General features: G+C 46.2%; 12 protein-coding genes and 1 pseudogene. 10 read left to right on the plus strand and 3 right to left on the minus strand.

The genetic code is table 11. From position 1 onward, the window contains the following. The 6 genes from AC1DUA_RS02910 to AC1DUA_RS02935 form a co-directional block, all read left to right on the plus strand. On the plus strand, positions 1-1,310 hold a 1,310-nt coding region (locus tag AC1DUA_RS02910), incomplete at its 5' end, for a cache domain-containing sensor histidine kinase (RefSeq protein ID WP_477498306.1). Next, the gene (locus tag AC1DUA_RS02915) at positions 1,307-2,866 is read left to right on the plus strand and encodes a response regulator (protein ID WP_477498307.1); all 1,560 of its coding nucleotides are present in this window, start codon (positions 1,307-1,309) and stop codon (positions 2,864-2,866) included. The genes AC1DUA_RS02910 and AC1DUA_RS02915, both read left to right, overlap by 4 nt. 130 nt (positions 2,867-2,996) lie before the next feature. Continuing rightward, positions 2,997-4,340: an extracellular solute-binding protein gene (locus AC1DUA_RS02920; RefSeq protein ID WP_477498308.1), complete on the plus strand. Its 1,344-nt coding sequence runs from the start codon at positions 2,997-2,999 to the stop codon at positions 4,338-4,340. Between the two features lie 78 nt (positions 4,341-4,418). Beyond that, a complete protein-coding gene (locus AC1DUA_RS02925) occupies positions 4,419-5,294 on the plus strand; it encodes a carbohydrate ABC transporter permease (protein ID WP_477498309.1) in 876 nt (291 codons plus the stop codon). Between the two features lie 116 nt (positions 5,295-5,410). Further along, positions 5,411-6,202 carry a carbohydrate ABC transporter permease gene (locus AC1DUA_RS02930; protein WP_477498316.1) on the plus strand — a complete coding sequence of 264 codons (792 nt, stop codon included), beginning with the start codon at positions 5,411-5,413 and terminating at the stop codon, positions 6,200-6,202. 28 nt (positions 6,203-6,230) lie between these two features. Next, on the plus strand, positions 6,231-7,295 hold the full coding sequence (locus AC1DUA_RS02935; protein WP_477498310.1) for a Gfo/Idh/MocA family protein: 1,065 nt from the start codon (positions 6,231-6,233) through the stop codon (positions 7,293-7,295). A 663-nt stretch (positions 7,296-7,958) separates the two neighbouring features. On the opposite strand, the gene AC1DUA_RS02940 is transcribed toward AC1DUA_RS02935, so the two are convergent. Together AC1DUA_RS02940 and AC1DUA_RS02945 are read right to left on the minus strand one after the other, a co-directional pair. Then, positions 7,959-8,801, minus strand: a complete 843-nt coding sequence (locus AC1DUA_RS02940) for an SDR family oxidoreductase (RefSeq protein ID WP_477498317.1) — start codon at positions 8,799-8,801, stop codon at positions 7,959-7,961. Between the two features lie 78 nt (positions 8,802-8,879). Then, complete coding sequence (locus AC1DUA_RS02945) at positions 8,880-10,496, minus strand: long-chain fatty acid--CoA ligase (protein ID WP_477498311.1); 1,617 nt, start codon at positions 10,494-10,496, stop codon at positions 8,880-8,882. Positions 10,497-10,747: 251 nt separating this feature from the next. Here AC1DUA_RS02945 and AC1DUA_RS02950 point away from each other — a divergent pair, with 251 nt between their 5' ends. The 3 genes from AC1DUA_RS02950 to AC1DUA_RS02960 all read left to right on the plus strand — a co-directional run bounded on the left by AC1DUA_RS02950 (position 10,748) and on the right by AC1DUA_RS02960 (position 13,526). Next, positions 10,748-11,428: a hypothetical protein gene (locus AC1DUA_RS02950; RefSeq protein WP_477498312.1), complete on the plus strand. Its 681-nt coding sequence runs from the start codon at positions 10,748-10,750 to the stop codon at positions 11,426-11,428. Continuing rightward, positions 11,421-11,858: a toxin-antitoxin system TumE family protein gene (locus AC1DUA_RS02955; protein ID WP_477498313.1), complete on the plus strand. Its 438-nt coding sequence runs from the start codon at positions 11,421-11,423 to the stop codon at positions 11,856-11,858. Before AC1DUA_RS02950 ends, AC1DUA_RS02955 begins: the two co-directional genes overlap by 8 nt. Positions 11,859-12,728: 870 nt before the next feature. Further along, positions 12,729-13,526: a hypothetical protein gene (locus AC1DUA_RS02960; protein WP_477498314.1), complete on the plus strand. Its 798-nt coding sequence runs from the start codon at positions 12,729-12,731 to the stop codon at positions 13,524-13,526. Positions 13,527-13,709: 183 nt separating this feature from the next. Here AC1DUA_RS02960 and AC1DUA_RS02965 read toward each other — a convergent pair. Next, a pseudogene (locus AC1DUA_RS02965) lies at positions 13,710-14,255 on the minus strand (tyrosine-type recombinase/integrase). 920 nt (positions 14,256-15,175) lie between these two features. On the opposite strand from AC1DUA_RS02965, the gene AC1DUA_RS02970 reads away from it, so the two are divergent. Next, entirely contained in the window at positions 15,176-15,637 is a 462-nt protein-coding gene (locus AC1DUA_RS02970; protein WP_477498315.1) for a deaminase domain-containing protein, read from the plus strand. Positions 15,638-15,718: the final 81 nt, after the last annotated feature.

Raw genomic sequence — 15,718 nt, forward strand, 5'->3', positions numbered from 1 at the left:
GTCCCAAGAGGGTCATTACACTCGTTAGACCGATTCGAGATGTCAGCACGTTCAGAACGATTGGCACACTCGCTTTTTCACTCGATCAAGCGGAAATTGAGCATTATTTGACGGACGCTGGTTGGGAAAGCAGCGGTTTTGTGATGCTGACGGACCAATATAACCAAATTATCGCAGGGGGCGAACCAGGCTGGCTGGCCCGGAAGGTCGGAGATGTGTTTCCGAATTTAGGCAAGCTTGGCGAAACAAATGGTGTGCTTAATGTGCCTAGAGGAGAATTGCCGCACACGGTTTTGTATAACTCCCTCCCTCGGTTGGGGTGGAAATTAGTCGGGTTCATCCCGACAGAGATTTACCAGAAGCAAAATGGTTACGTGCTTACCGTAACTGCTGTAACAATTGTAATTGCGCTGCTGCTTGCAATGGGGTTAGTGCTTTATTTCTTGCAATGGGTGACTAAGCCGCTAACCCGATTGACCAAATCGTTGAAGGATTTGAACCCGGATGAGGCAATCCCGACGTATGAGGTGAAAAGCGCCGACGAAGTCGGGCTGCTTGTGCACAGCTATAATAAGCTGAGCGAGCGGATCGGCAGGCTGAAGGATCAAGTGCAGCAGAATGAAGCGAAGAAAAAGGAAGYGGACATCATGGCCCTTCAGGCGCAGATTAATCCGCATTTTTTGTATAATACACTCTCTTCGATCCACTGGATTGCTCTCATGAACAAGGATCGTCAAATTGCCGAAATGATTGGGGCGCTTAGTGATTTTTTACGTTTTAGCTTAAATAAGGGAGAAGAGTTCTGCGCGGTTCAGCAGGAAATATCACATGCCCAGAATTATGCCTATATCCAGGCCATGCGGTTTCCAGATCAGTTCGAGATTGAGTTCTTTATCGTACCAGAAATGCTCCAAACGATGATGCTGAAGCTGCTGCTGCAGCCGTTGATTGAGAACAGTCTCATTCACGGTATTCAGAAAAAGAAAGCCAAAGGGCATGTCTATGTCCACGGGGAACTGCGTGATAATCAGATGAAATTCGTTGTGGAAGATACGGGAATCGGAATGGACGAAACGAAGCTGCGCGACATTCACGGACAGCTGGTTGCGGCCAATCAACAATTGGGGATGCTAACCGAAGTTGCGAAGGAAGCGAAGCTGCCGGTGACCTCCTATGGACTTATTAATGTGCACAGACGATTGCTGCTGCATTATGGCCTTGGATCGGGCCTTGTTGTGGAAAGCACGTTAGGTATTGGGACTAAGATATCATTTGCAATTCCACTTGGGACGGGGGAGCTGGCGACATGAGAATTATGATTGTAGACGATGAAGTCATTATAAGAACGGGTCTTTGCACCGTGATAGATTGGAAAGAACTTGGGCTTGAATTGCTGCCTGCAGCATCTTCGGGGGAAGAGGCGTTAGAGCGGATTCCGGTAGAAAAGCCCCACATTGTACTGACAGATATCCGTATGTCGGGGATAGATGGGATTCAGCTTGCCCGTGAGATCAAAGCTCAATTGCCGGATACAGAGATCGTCATCCTGACAGGGTATGATGATTTCACGTATGCCCAGCAGGCACTTCGCGAAGGTGTAACCGATTATTTGCTCAAGACCAGCCGGCCGGAAGAGATTATTAAAGCTGCGCTGAAAGCGAAGCAGAACGTTATGGATAAATGGGAAACGATGAAACAGGACAATCTCCAGCAAGCGGCTCTGCGCAATCAGTTGTTAGATCGAGCGCTCAAGCGAGGCTTGCACGACGACGCAGAAGCGAGAGAGCAGCTGCGCGTCTGGTTCCAGAGAAACGGCGTAGACGTTCATCCCGAATTCGGATCGGCTGCGGCGATGCAAGTGATGCTCGTTTCCGTGTCAGGATGGGAAGCGGGGCTTACGGAGCTGCTGCAAGGTGCAGCGCAGAATATCCTCTTCGAGCTGCTTCCGTGCGTGACGCTTATGAACAAGGAGCACTTGTTGCTTGTTGTCCGTTATGAAGGCAGCGGTACGGATCAAGCGGGGCTTAAGAGTGCGCTGAAGCGGGTAACCGAGACGCTGAAATGTACGGCTTACGCGGCGCTCGGAACCATTGCGCAGGATTACGAAAGCCTGAGGGATTCCTACCTAGCTGCAAAAGAAGTTTATGCCTACCAAGGGCTGCTTGGTCCGCAGGGGCTATACACGCTGGCGGATATCCGGGAGCGAAGCGGGGGCCGTACGGTACTCACCGAGAAGGAGGAGGCCGAGCTCGCGGCTATTCTGATGAGCGGCAATGCGACCGACCTGCGGCATTGGGTCAACCAGCGAGTGCGCGCGCTGATGGAAGATACCCTAGCGACGCCGATCACGGTGCAGGGGTATCTGCAATCGATGATTATCGCAGGCCATCGCTGGTTGGAACGTGCGAATTCATCGCAAGTTTCGCAGAACAATCTCCCATCCTATGAAGGAGAGGGGCGTCCGGAGGAGGAGGTTTTTAAAATCCTCATGGCAGTCATGAATCTTTTCCACCAAGGTTTGGATCAGAACAAATATGCGTATGTGTATAAGTCTATCGCGTATATCCGCGACAATCTGCATCAGCCGATTTCACTTCAGCAGGTGGCAGGTTTCGTTCATATCAATCCGAATCATTTTAGCGAAGTATTTAAACGGGAAACCGGAAGCACCTATATTGAGTTCGTGACACAGGAGCGGATGAAGCGCGCAGTAGATCTGCTGCAAAGCACCCAAACCAAAGTCAGCGATATTGCCAGAAGAGTGGGATACGAAGATATCAAGTACTTTACGCAGCAGTTTAAAAAGTATACGGGTCAAACGCCTTCTGAATATCGACAGGGTTCGACGGGGGTCGACAAAATCTAAAGACTGAAAAATGTCCCCCCTTGCGCCGAAGTCTCTCCCGTACCGTCTCCTACAGATGTCCCCTATACTAAAGTTGTAACAAGAGAGCTACAGATTAAGTTTTTACGAAAACTTTTGGGGGGTAAAGCGAATGAAGAAGTCATTTATCGTTACACTGGCGGCCACGATGTCATTAGCGCTGTTGGCTGGTTGCGGTGCAAGTGGTACAGCAGATGTAGCCAAAGATAGCGCAGCACCTAAAACAGATGCAGCTAAGCCTGCTGAGAAAGTTAAACTATCGATTTGGCACAACTATACAGGTGAAGATCTTCGCGCCAAATTAATGCGTGAATATATGGAAAAGTTCAAGAAAGATCACCCGAACGTGGAGCTTGATATTCAGGGGATTCCACCCGATGGCTACCGTCCGCGTCTGAAAACGGTTGCTGCAGCTAATGAAATGCCGGATCTATTCGTCATGTGGCCTGGTGTTATGACGAAGGAATTCGTCGGTGGTGACTTAATCCAACCAATCAATGAGCTGCTCGATAGTAAAACAGAGTGGAAAAATGGCTTCATGCCAGGATCATTCGATGATTTCACAATCAGCGGCAAAACGTATAGTGCGCCAATGGCTTTATCCCCAACGTCGATCCTTTACTACAACAAAGAAATCTTTAATAAATATAATGTTCAGCCGCCAAAAACATGGGATGATCTCATGAAGCTGGTAGACACGTTCAAGAAGAACAACGTAACACCAATCGCACTGGGGAACAAAGCGGCGTGGGTAGCACAATCCAGTATCCTTAGCTCATTGGCTGACCGCGTGACAGGAACAGATTGGTTCTTGAAAGCTGTGGATCAGAACGGAGCGAAATTCACGGATCCAGAATTCGTGCAATCGCTAACGTACCTCCAGCAGCTGGGTAAAGCAGGCGCGTTCCAAGATGGTTTCAACTCCATCGACAATACGCAAATGGAACAAATGTTCGCTCAAGGCAAAGCAGCTATGATGATCGATGGCGGGTGGGCACTTCCGAACTTGGCAGCGAATACATCCAAAGAAGCCTTGGCTAACATGGCTGTAACGGTTCTGCCATCGGTTCCTAATGGTAAAGGCGATCCAAACTCACTTTCCGGTGTAGTAGGTACAGGTCTTGGAATGAGCAAGAAAGTTACTGGCGCACAGAAAGCAGCAGCTTATGAGTTGATCTACGCGTTGTCTGGTCCAGAAGCACAGAAAGCTATCTTGGAAAGCAATCAGCTGGTGTCCTACAAAGTAGATCTGGATACGACGAAAGTATCCTCCTTGTTCGCAGAAGTGTACAAAATGATGAATACAGTTAAGAAAACGCCTGTATACGATGGCAAGCTTAGCTCCGCTAGCGCCGATGTCGTGAACAATGGTCTTCAAGAGCTCCTCATGGGCGGCAAGCCAGAGGATATCGCCAAGAAAATTCAAGACGCGCAAGCGAAAGCCGTCGGCAAATAACGTATGGCCACAGGACTCCAGCCAGGCTCGGCTGGAGCCCTTTTTTCAAAAAAAGTTAGCAAGGGGGGAAGTTAAGTCATGACCGTATCCGCAAGAATCAGAGGATTCATTACTATAGGGCTTCTTCCAGCCTTAGTGCTCTATCTGTTTTTTGTCATCGTACCGATTTTCTGGTCAGCTTACTATGGCTTTTTCGACTGGAAAGGGATCGGGGCCGCCAAATTTATCGGATTAGACAACTATGTAGAAGTGTTCCAAGATCCAATCTTCTGGAAGTCGTTCAAAAATAACATGCTTATCGTTGCAGCTTCCGTATTCGGTCAAGTGCCGATTGCCATGATTCTAGCGCTTTTGCTTATGAAAAGTACCTTATTCCAGCGTGTCATTCGTGCTTCCGTCTTTATGCCCATGGTACTCTCCTCTGTTGTTGTCGGGATCATCTGGGGATACATTTATCACCCGCAAATTGGTATCTTGAACTTCTTGCTGGACGGCGTTGGCCTGGAAAGCTGGAAGAAAGCTTGGCTTTCCGATCCGAAAGTATCGATGTTCGCCCTCATGGTGCCGATCATCTGGAATTATATTGGACCCTACATGATTATGTTTATTGCCGCGTTACAAAATATTTCGCCAGAGATCGAAGATGCTGCGCAGCTTGATGGCGTGGGTCCGGTTCGCAAATTGTTTGCTGTCACACTGCCAATGATCTGGGATACCGTCAAAGTTGCTGTCGTGTTATGTATTTCGGGAAGCTTGAAGGCTTTCGATCTCATCTACGTCATGACAGGCGGGGGTCCGGCGCATTCAACCGAACTGCTGGCATCTTACATGTATAACAGCACTTTCAATGTGTATCGTTTCGGCTTCGGAAGCGCGATTTCCACAGCCATTATTATTCTTAGCTTGATCTTGATTGTAGGCAGCCAACGTCTTATGAAGCGGGATTATCGTTAGAAATCAGGAATTGAGTTTTCTCAGGAGGGACATCTATGGAGCAGGTTGTATCGATGCAGACGGGTTTTCCCGCTGGAGGTAAGAGACGGAAAGTTTGGACGCGAGGCGTCGTTAATATGTTGCTTAGCTTGTACGCGCTAGTCACGTTGTACCCGCTCATTTGGTTATTTATGAGTGCGCTGAAGTCCAATGAAGAGTTTTATTCGCGGCCTTTTCTACTGCCGTTGGTTTGGAAATGGGACAACATCGTCCGGGCCTGGAAAGTTTCCGGGATGGGGCTATCGCTTTGGAATTCCACGGTCGTCACGGTAGCTTCCCTCGTGCTGACGTTAGTGCTGGGTGCTTTGGCAGCCTTTGTTTTATCGCGGTTTGAGTTCAAATTGAAGCCGTTCTTCATGGGATTATTCCTACTCGGTATGCTCATCCCAATCCACAGCACCTTAGTACCTCTCTTTATTATTATGAAAAAGGTTGGCCTCCTGAATACGTACGGAGCACTTATCTTGCCTTATGCGGCCTTTGAACTTCCGCTTGCGATTTTCGTTGTTGCCGCCTATTTAGTCACCATTCCCAAAGAAATCGAGGAAGCAGCCTTGATCGATGGCACAGGCTATTGGGGTATTTTCTTCCGGATGATGCTTCCGCTTAGTTTGCCGGCCCTTTCCACTGTTGCGATCTTAGGATTCTTGAGGTTTTGGAACGATTTTGCGTTCGCCTTGGTCTTTATCAGCAAACCTGCACTAAAAACTGTTCCACTTAGCTTATCTGCCTTCGCTACAGGTTATATGACGGATTACGAGTTGACGATGGCTGCTCTTGCTATTGCTGTCCTGCCTACCATTGTCGTGTTCCTGCTGTTCCAGGAGCAAATTATGAAGGGAATGACGGCTGGCGCAGTCAAAGGATAATTTACTTTTTCATCATTGGGAGGACATCATGACGAAATTAAAAGTAGCAGTGATCGGGGCTGGATCCATCTCTGATGCACATTTGACCTCATATATGGAACACCCTGAAGTCGAGCTTTATGGCATCGTCGATATGAACGAGGAGCGGGCGCGCGCGGCTGTAGAGAAGTATGGTGCGAATGTTGCTTTTACCGACTACCGCGAAATGCTGGCTGATCCGCAGGTAGAAGCAGTGAGCATCTGCACGTGGAACAATACGCATGGCGCTTTGAGCATAGCCGCTCTAGAAGCGGGCAAACACGTGCTGTGCGAGAAGCCGCTCTGCACGACGGTCGAAGAAGCTTTGCGCGTCGAGGAGGCAGTTCGCCGCAGTGGCAAGCTGCTGCTGGTCGGCTTCGTCCGCCGCTTTGGCACGAATGCGCAGGTGCTGCGCCGCTTCATTGATGCAGGCGAGCTTGGCGAGATTTATTACGCCAAGGCTTCGTATTTGCGCCGGTTAGGCAATCCCGGCGGTTGGTTCGCCGACAAGGAACGTGCCGGCGGGGGTCCGCTTTTTGACATCGGCATCCATGTCATCGACTTATGCTGGTACTTGATGGGACGGCCGAAGGTGAAATCGGTCAGCGGAAACAGCTATACGAAGCTAGGCAATCGCTCGCATATCAAGAACTTGAGCTTTTATAAGGCGGCGGATTACGATGCGTCTCAAAATACCGTGGAAGACATGGCGAATGCGCTCATCCGGTTCGAGAACGGCGCGTCGCTCATGGTCGACGTTTCCTTCACTTTGCATGCGAAGATGAAGAATGAGTTCGCCGTGAAAATATTTGGCGATAGAGGCGGCGCTGAGATCGAGCCGGATTTCTGCATCGTGAGCGAGAAGCATGACACGATTATCAACGTGACGCCGCAGATCGATCATCCTTCGTTCGAGTTCATGGACGGCTTCCGCAATGAAATTGACCATTTCGTGCAGGCTTGTCTAGGCCGCCAGGAGCCGATTTCACCTGTTCGAGACGGCGTGGAATTGACCAAAATTTTGTGCGGGATTTATGAATCGAGCGAAAAGGGTATTGAGATTTATTTTGATTGAGTAGTGTTGGCTACTTTTACTAACGGCTACTTTACTATCTTTCCACCTTTCCACCTATCTATCACCATACAGCTAACTTCCACCACACATGCCAATAACAAATATGATAAAACCTAGCGAGAAATTCGCTAAGGCTCATCTTGGGGGAACTGGCAGAAGGCAGCCCCACTAAAATAAGCCCCTAACCGTCTAGGTTGGGGGCTTTTCTATATACACGCGGAGGCAGTACATGCAGAAAGTGCAGCAAATCCGCATCTGAACCAGCTACAGGTAGCGGAATGATGTAAAAAGTACATCAAATTCAGCGACTTTGCTCCATTTTCGGTAGCATCGATGGAATTAGCTGCACAAAATGCACGATTATCTCCGAAACCCTCGATAATGCTGGAATTTGCTGCACTATTTGCAGCAAATGTTCGATACGATTTCCCCTTGCGCGTCATCTCCTCAAATGTGCACGCGCGAGGCAGGACATGCAGAAAGTACAGCAAATCCGCATCTGAACCAGCCATACGGCAGCCGATGATGTAAAAAGTACATCAAATTTAGCGACTTTGCTCTATTTTCGATGGAATCGATGGAATTAGCTGCACAAAATGCATGATTATCTCCGAAACCCTCGATAATACTGGAATTTGCTGCACTATTTGCAGCAAATGTTCGCTACGATTTCCCCTTGCGTGTCATCTCCGCAAGACCAACCCACTGCTCCTCGGTCACCTCGAGCAGATCGTTGAACTGCCCGGCGCCCTGCAGCCATTCGCCGCCGTCGATCGTGACGACTTCGCCGTTGATGTACCCGGCGTAGTCCGAGATCAGATAAGCTGCGAGGTTCGCAAGCTCATCCTTTTCCCCGACCCGCCGCAGCGGCACGCGGTTCAATAGCTTTTCCGACAGCTCGGGCGTCGGAGCCAGTCGGCTCCACGCGCCGTCGGTGGGGAACAGCCCCGGCGCGATCGCGACTTGCCGGATGCTATGGCGCGCCCATTCGACGGCGAGCGAGCGCGTCAAAGCGAGAACGCCGGCCTTGGCGGCAGCCGAGGGTACAACGAAGGCCGAGCCGGTGGAGGCATAGGAGGTGACGATGTTCAGCATCGTCCCGCCGACGCCTTGCTCGATCCATCTTTTGCCCACTTCCAGTGTCGTGTAAAACGTGCCGTGAAGGACGATATCCAGCACCGCATCCACCGCTCGCGGAGATAAATTCTCAGTCGGGCTGGCAAAGTTTCCAGCCGCATTGTTTATCAAAACATCGATCCGGCCATAATGCTGCTCCACGGCTGACACCATATCTGCGATTTGCTGCGGGTCGCGCACATCACAGCTTTTATAGAACACTTCACCGTTCATTTCGGAAGCGGCTTTCGCCAATACTTCCTCACGCCGACTAGTAATCGCCAGCTGCGCTCCCAGCTCCAGGAAACGCTCCCCCATAGCACGGCCAAGACCGGTGCCCCCGCCTGTGATGAGAATGACTTTATCCTTCAACAAAGATGCATCGAACATATCCACCCTGCCCTTCATCATGAAATTATCACTTCGCTAATTAACAAAAGCGGCTTCGAATTGCTCGATTCGACTCGTTTAGTCTCCTGTAAAATAGGTTTGATACTGCTTGCGAAGCTCGCGTTTCATGAACTTGCCAACAGAGGAACGTGGGATCTCATGAAGGAAAACCACATCATCTGGAATCCACCACTTAGCAAACTTGTCTACGATAAAAGTGAGCAACCCCTTTTTGTCGCCTGCTTGCAGCGCAGCGTCTTTGAGAACGACACAAGCGAGCGGTCGCTCACCCCATTTGGGATGCGGCACACCGATAACACAGGCTTCGAACACATTCGGATGCGCCATCAACGCATTTTCCAAATCGAGGGAAGAAATCCACTCTCCGCCGCTTTTGACCAAATCCTTGGATCTGTCGACCAATTTCACGAAACCTTCCCGATCAATCACCGCGATATCTCCGCTATGAAACCAGCCATCCTGGAAACCTTCAGCAGTTCGGGCATCTTTGTAGTATTCGGTTGCTACCCACGGCCCTCGCAGCCAAATTTCACCCATCTCCTTACCGTCCCAAGCCACATTGCCTCGTAGTCCGACGATTTTCATATCAAGCCCGGGCACCAGTAGTCCCTGTGTGGCTCGCGTATCGTATTGTTCATCAAGCGGGGCTTCTTCTTGGTAGCTTTTTAGGCGGGCTACCGTAACAAGCGGACACGTTTCCGTCATACCGTAAGCATGATAAAAGGGAACTTTCATCCGCTGCTCGTAGCTCTCAATCAGACTGCGTGGGGCAGCAGATCCACCGCAGACTACGGCGCGCAGAGATGATAGATCCAGTTGCAGCGCCTCTTGTGCTTGTAGGGCAGCTGTCCAAACCGTAGGGACGCCTGCTGCTATGGTGACCTTTTCGTCTGCGATCAGGCGGAGCAGAATATCCGGTGTAGGTGCCGGTCCGGGGAGCACCTGCTTGCTGCCGAACCAGACCGAGGCGAAGGGGAGCCCCCAGGCGTTAACATGGAACATCGGTACGATAGGAAGCACCGCGTCGCGTTCCGAAAGAGCTAGCGTATCCGCCAAGCCGATGGACAGCGAATGTAGATAAATCCCGCGATGAGAGTACACGACACCTTTGGGATTTCCCGTTGTGGCCGACGTATAGCACATCCCTGCGGAAGCGCTTTCATTTATATATTCAGGGTACGTATAATGAGAATCTCCGTTCTCTATCATGTTCTCATATAAATAGACGGGCTGTAAAGAAGTGGGCGGCAGTTCCTTTTTACCCGACATGATGATATACCCTTCAATGGTCGTCAGTTGATCCTGAATTTTTTCAATAATGGGCAGCAAGGTCTCATCCACGAAGAGGAATCGGTCTTCCGCATGATTAAGAATGTAGGCGATGTGATCGGCGGGGAGGCGAATATTAACCGTATGGAGGACAGCTTCCATGCAGGGAATAGCGAAATAGGCCTCCAAATGCCAATGATGATTCCAGGCAAAAGTGGCAATCCGATCCCCGGGCTTTACCCCTAACGCTTGCAGCGAGCTGGACAACATCTTCGCACGTCTTCCAAAATCAGCATACGTATATCGGTGAATGCCGGTACTTGTTCGTGAAACAACCTCTTTTTTGGGGAATAAGGATTGGGAGCGTTCGAAGAGAGAGCGCAGCGTTAATGGGTAATTGTCCATGGAAACACCTCCGGGGATTGTCTATTTCTATTGTAAATATATAAGGAGGAGGGACAAGATATGTCCAGAGTAAAAGAAATTAGTTGGGTCGATCTTAAATTTTAGTTGTGTTAACGGTTTACGCTATTTCTTATTAATGATAAGGATTAAACTGGTGTGAAATGCATATAATGAATATATAGGTTGGATTTAAGTTTGAATTAGTTGTATTAAAATTTAACATTCCATGGTAGAATGGAGGTGAGGTGATATTGAAAATGTCAGTTATGGAGCAGTATATCTTACAAAACAAATTAGAATCCGTCGCTAAACACATGTTCCCCTTTGAAGCTGAAAATTTGCACGAAGGCATCGCATTGGTTAAAGTATTGTCTTCTGTTTTGGAAAGTGTCGGTTTTGCTCCGAAAATAATGGACGAAATGGATTTACTTAAACCAGATTCTTTTGAAAAAGCTAAACAGGAAATTATACGACAATTAACTCGCGCAGCTGTTCAAGGAGCGAGTATTACATCTGAACAAAGTAAGGTTTATAGTCCAACTGAAGTTGCTCGGATGATGGGCGTCAGTCATACAACCATAAGTAAATATATCGCAGTTGGTCGATTTCAAGGTGTTGAACGCCCTGAACCAGGAAAACACGTTGAGATAACCGGCAGAACGGTTTTGGAATATCCAAACGGCGAAACAAAACCCGTCTATCAAATTGCGCTTGAATTTAAAGAGCGGATGCGTCGTGCTGAAGAAGAAGAACAAGAAAGTGAAATTGAATTTATTGAAAAGAAGATTCAAGCATACCAAGAACGATATCGTTCTATCGAAGACCTAGAGAAAGAGTTGTACTCCGGAGCTACACTTTCAAATACATCAGCTGCGTTGGATCTCGACGTTTGGAAATATTTTGAAATCAGGAGAAATGCCCTTCTTGGCTAGTTTAACAAACCTAATATTTCTAAGTGATGTAGGTTCGTTGCACATGAACTTTCCGGAAGTTGTTCTTAGTGCAAATCTAAAAGCAGGAAGTTCAGCAAAAACTCAAAAGTTCACCCTGAAGTTAACGTTTTCAAATTCATTTTTAGAATGCGAAGAACGAGGAACGTTTAGTGGTGATCTATTGGAATATTTCTACAATTGGTACAACGAAGATAACTCACTCATCATGAAATTTCATAATCACGAGCATCCAGCGGGCACTGATGTAACCAGCATTAAACGGTTCGATCCACTTCATATTCACAAAAAACAAGATCCATCCGATAACGATGGTAAAATACATGACCATAGCCCTTTTCAAAACCTGGATGATGTTCTTAGAATACCGCCTATTTCAAAATTGAATGGGGGGGTTACTTTTGGTAAGTAGGTGCACGAAAGGTAATGAATTAGCCATTCCTGGTCACACCAAACACACTATGCATTAACAACCTACCATTCGGATAATCAAAGTAAGCAGCCTTAGCTTCTCTTTGGTCGGTCCACTTATTAATAAGATTCTTCTCACCTTCAACTTCCTCAATGTTTGCATTCAGTCACCAAGGCATTCCGTTATTTACAGCGATAATAATATTGTAGTGAAATCTAGCCACGCTAAAATCCCTCCCTTATTGTCCTAAGAACCATAATCCAGCAGCTAAACCAAGTATCCATATGGCTAGTACTAAGACTCCCATGACTGTATCAAGTAACGATCCCTTACTCTCCCTGTTATCCTTTTGATTTAAACGTAAAGACGGCTTATCCACGCTCAAACCCATCACCTACCTTGATTAAATTCCCTTCACTATCAAACACCGTACCCTTTGTTGTTATTGGTTCTGCTGTACCCATATGCTCATTGTTGTGGCAGTCAAGGCACACATACTCCAGGTTACTATGATTCAACGTTACCCACGTATCATTGATGTTCTTCGGAGTCAGGTAAAGCTTGTGATACACAATATGCCCTGGTCCTTGGCACCTTTAACATAGGCCGAATACAGAAGTAATATAAGCTGCTCTGCACGCTTTCCATGCTTTGCTGTTATATAATTTCTTTGCAAATTCTCTAGCCATATCAGTACTCTACCTTCTCTATCTTTAAACACTTCTTACAGGAGGATTGCTGTTCAATTATTTATCATCCTTTCTTAAAAATGGGATGTTTTGTTTATACAAAAATTGTAAGGTTCAAATCCCAGACCCATATATTTCATGGTAGAATTAAACAATAAAATAAGAGGGGCTGAAAAGAAAAATGCTAAATAATGACGAAGAGAAGTTACGACAAAAAGAGTTCGAACTGAACGAATCAAACAGACAAAAAAACTTTGAAGAAAGTGAAAATATCAGAAATCAATCACACTCAGGAATGGAGCAAGCTAGAGGAGAGCAACACAGTGAGATTATCAGAAATCAACACCAAATCTTCGAAAATCATATTGGTTTACTCACTGAGAAAATAAAAACTATAGAAAAAAATTCAATGGACGCTCACCAAAAGAATCTTGATGACGCAAAAGATATAGTAAGTAAATTACGGGCTTATCAAGATAGTGCCAAGAGTATACTAGGATTTATATCTATAGATAGCCACGCATCTGCATATAAAGATGAAGCTGACCGAGCCAGATTTGCAAAACATGTGTGGTTCGTTATTACTGGCCTTTTATTTTTTGTCTTAGTTATGAGTGCATATTATAATTCGAAAAATAGCACTGGTGTTGAACTCACTTGGATAAATTTTGCCACAAGATGGTCGATTACTGTTGCGATTGTCGCAGCTGTTACTTTTTCTGCTAGACAAGCGAATAAACAAGAGCGCATAGAACGTGAAAACCGTAATATGCAGTTGCAAATGGCAACAATTGACCCATACCTTGAAATATTCGACGAAGCTGAGCGTAAAGAAATTAAAAAGAATCTTGTTGATCGCATTTTCACTGGAGTTGACACTAGTCCAAAGCATGAAGATGATAAGCAAGCCATTTTACCCATAGACATTAATAAAATTATTGAAACTGTAAGTGCTGCCATTATAAAAAACGGAAAATAGTTTAAATCAAAACCACTAGCCTGCGCTGGTGGTTTTTTCGAACTGAAAATCCGCTCATAGAATGACCACTTACTCATATCTTATATTGTGTTTAACTCAGGCAACGCTGCTAAGCCATGCCGCAAAAGCATTCACGGATTTTATGAATTTGAGTTACACAATCACTTAATATGGTTATGTGCTCTAAATTCTGAATTTTTTTGTTGCTGCAATAATCCTATCTTGGATGAATCCGATGTATCGGAGTGTGAAAGCAGGATAAGAATGATTAAATATCTTCTGAAGCATCGCAACATCCTTATTTGCTTGATAAAAATGGTATCCGTATGTTTTTCTCAGCGTATGTGTTCCGATGGCATCAAGCTTGTATTCACGAGCGATCTGACGAAGGATCTTATAAGCCATGCTTCGTTTTAGTGGCTTATTTACGCCCTGCCTACTCTTTATCAAAAATTCGTCCTCATCACGATCATATAGAAGTGCGAGAAGTTCTTTTCTCACTTCTGGATTCATTTCGAGGCTTTTTTGCTTACCTGTCTTAATTTCTGTCAAATACAACTCTCTCTTCTTCAGGTCCCGAATCCGAAGCTATAAAATGTCCGATATGCGTAATCCAGTGTTAATTCCGACTTCGAATAGGATATAATTCCTAATCTCCTTCTCTGCCCGTAACCTCTTCTTTATGTCTGATATGATCTCCGGATCTCGAATTGGCTGTACGAAATTCATGTGATCCAATCATCCTTTTTCAGTTGCCTTCGCTCAGCCCTATTTCTCGGTAGTCTCATTGGAACGAGCAATAAAGCCGCATGGCGTATCATCCATTTGAGAATCAAGTTGAACATGTTCATCACCTCTTATTGAATGGTTGTATTGCTTCAGCCATAGTCCATATCTCCCATATATCGAACACGTTCATCCCCTCCGCATCATTCCGAGGTTTTACACGATGTGATGAGCAAAGGACGAATAAAGTGGGCGTTATTTCTTCGGCTACGCCCTTGCCGCCAGGGTCCGTACCTTAGCTGCACTGGTCACAGTAGAAAGGGGTCAGTTCGCGTCTCGGCATTTACCCCTGCCGGTGAGCTGAAAACATGCCCATGCGTCGCATGACTGAAATTGGGGAGGCACGGAGTATTCGAAAGTAAGGGGTTTTTGAAAATAAAAAATAGCCGCGATTATCGCAGCTTACTTTGTCTGTTTATTTGTCGGAAAAACAGACCAATATATTTTTCTTTTGCTCATAGTAGCCGTATGAACAAAAGGAACTGAATGCCTTCAATTAGGCATGCACTTCGCTTTGCTCTTACGAGCTGGGGCATCTAACCCCACCTCACACCACACCCTTGACGCTAAACGTCTAAGATCAACGATCTGATCCACGGCATGGCCGAGTCCTACATATGATAATGGTACAGTAGGTATTACCCGAGCAACATTTGCTCTTTGTGATTCCACTGTACCCCGTTTGTATTGACATTTTGTCGACAAGCTTTAGACACAAAATGGACATTTACTTAGAATTGCAGCAGTCTTCTACAATCTAGCCATCGTCAGCCGAATTTTCGTGTAAACATTTGTAAATAAATGATGACAATGATTGTGTTACTAATTATAATTCATTCATATATATATAAAAGGAGTAACAGATGAGTGCGTATAAGCATCGTATTGCTGACCGGTTACGCGGCAAAAAAGATCACTTGAGGGATAAAACGTTACCAGAACCACTTGCCTCTAGGGGAAATATCGGAATAGCCTTTGTAAGTATATCAGGACTACCAAAATACTTTTATGCTCATAGTGGTTATGATGGTGGTAGTTCCGGTGATCCTGTTCTAAGAGAATTTTCTCATTTAAGAACAAAGCGAGTATTTCGAACTCTTTGTATCCCTAATAAGGGTGACACGAAAGATATGGCTTATAATAGGAAAGTTGATACAGAATCAAAAATTCTTGAAGATATTGCATGGAGAATTGATTACAAGCGGCTAGTTCGTGGTATTATAGTATTATACACAGAAAGAAAACCATGTGTTAGCTGTTACGCTGTAATCAAGCAGTTCCAATCACGATTCCCACTAATCCAAGTTTCAGTTTATTACGGATGAGAGGAGCTTAAAAATGAGAAAATATCCAACAAAATCCGAATTAATTTCTTATATTGATGATGCCTTTGAGGAGTTCCAAGC

Source organism: Paenibacillus sp. 01T422, from assembly GCF_056398785.1.

Bases quoted from the DNA above. Each gene is read 5' to 3' on its own strand.
- AC1DUA_RS02915 (WP_477498307.1), top strand. From the start codon at position 1,307: ATGAGAATTATGATTGTAGACGATGAAGTCATTATAAGAACGGGTCTT.
- AC1DUA_RS02925 (WP_477498309.1), top strand. From the start codon at position 4,419: ATGACCGTATCCGCAAGAATCAGAGGATTCATTACTATAGGGCTTCTT.
- AC1DUA_RS02940 (WP_477498317.1), bottom strand. From the start codon at position 8,801: ATGTTCGATGCATCTTTGTTGAAGGATAAAGTCATTCTCATCACAGGC.
- AC1DUA_RS02930 (WP_477498316.1), top strand. From the start codon at position 5,411: ATGTTGCTTAGCTTGTACGCGCTAGTCACGTTGTACCCGCTCATTTGG.
- AC1DUA_RS02970 (WP_477498315.1), top strand. From the start codon at position 15,176: ATGAGTGCGTATAAGCATCGTATTGCTGACCGGTTACGCGGCAAAAAA.
- AC1DUA_RS02945 (WP_477498311.1), bottom strand. From the start codon at position 10,496: ATGGACAATTACCCATTAACGCTGCGCTCTCTCTTCGAACGCTCCCAA.
- AC1DUA_RS02960 (WP_477498314.1), top strand. From the start codon at position 12,729: ATGCTAAATAATGACGAAGAGAAGTTACGACAAAAAGAGTTCGAACTG.
- AC1DUA_RS02920 (WP_477498308.1), top strand. From the start codon at position 2,997: ATGAAGAAGTCATTTATCGTTACACTGGCGGCCACGATGTCATTAGCG.
- AC1DUA_RS02935 (WP_477498310.1), top strand. From the start codon at position 6,231: ATGACGAAATTAAAAGTAGCAGTGATCGGGGCTGGATCCATCTCTGAT.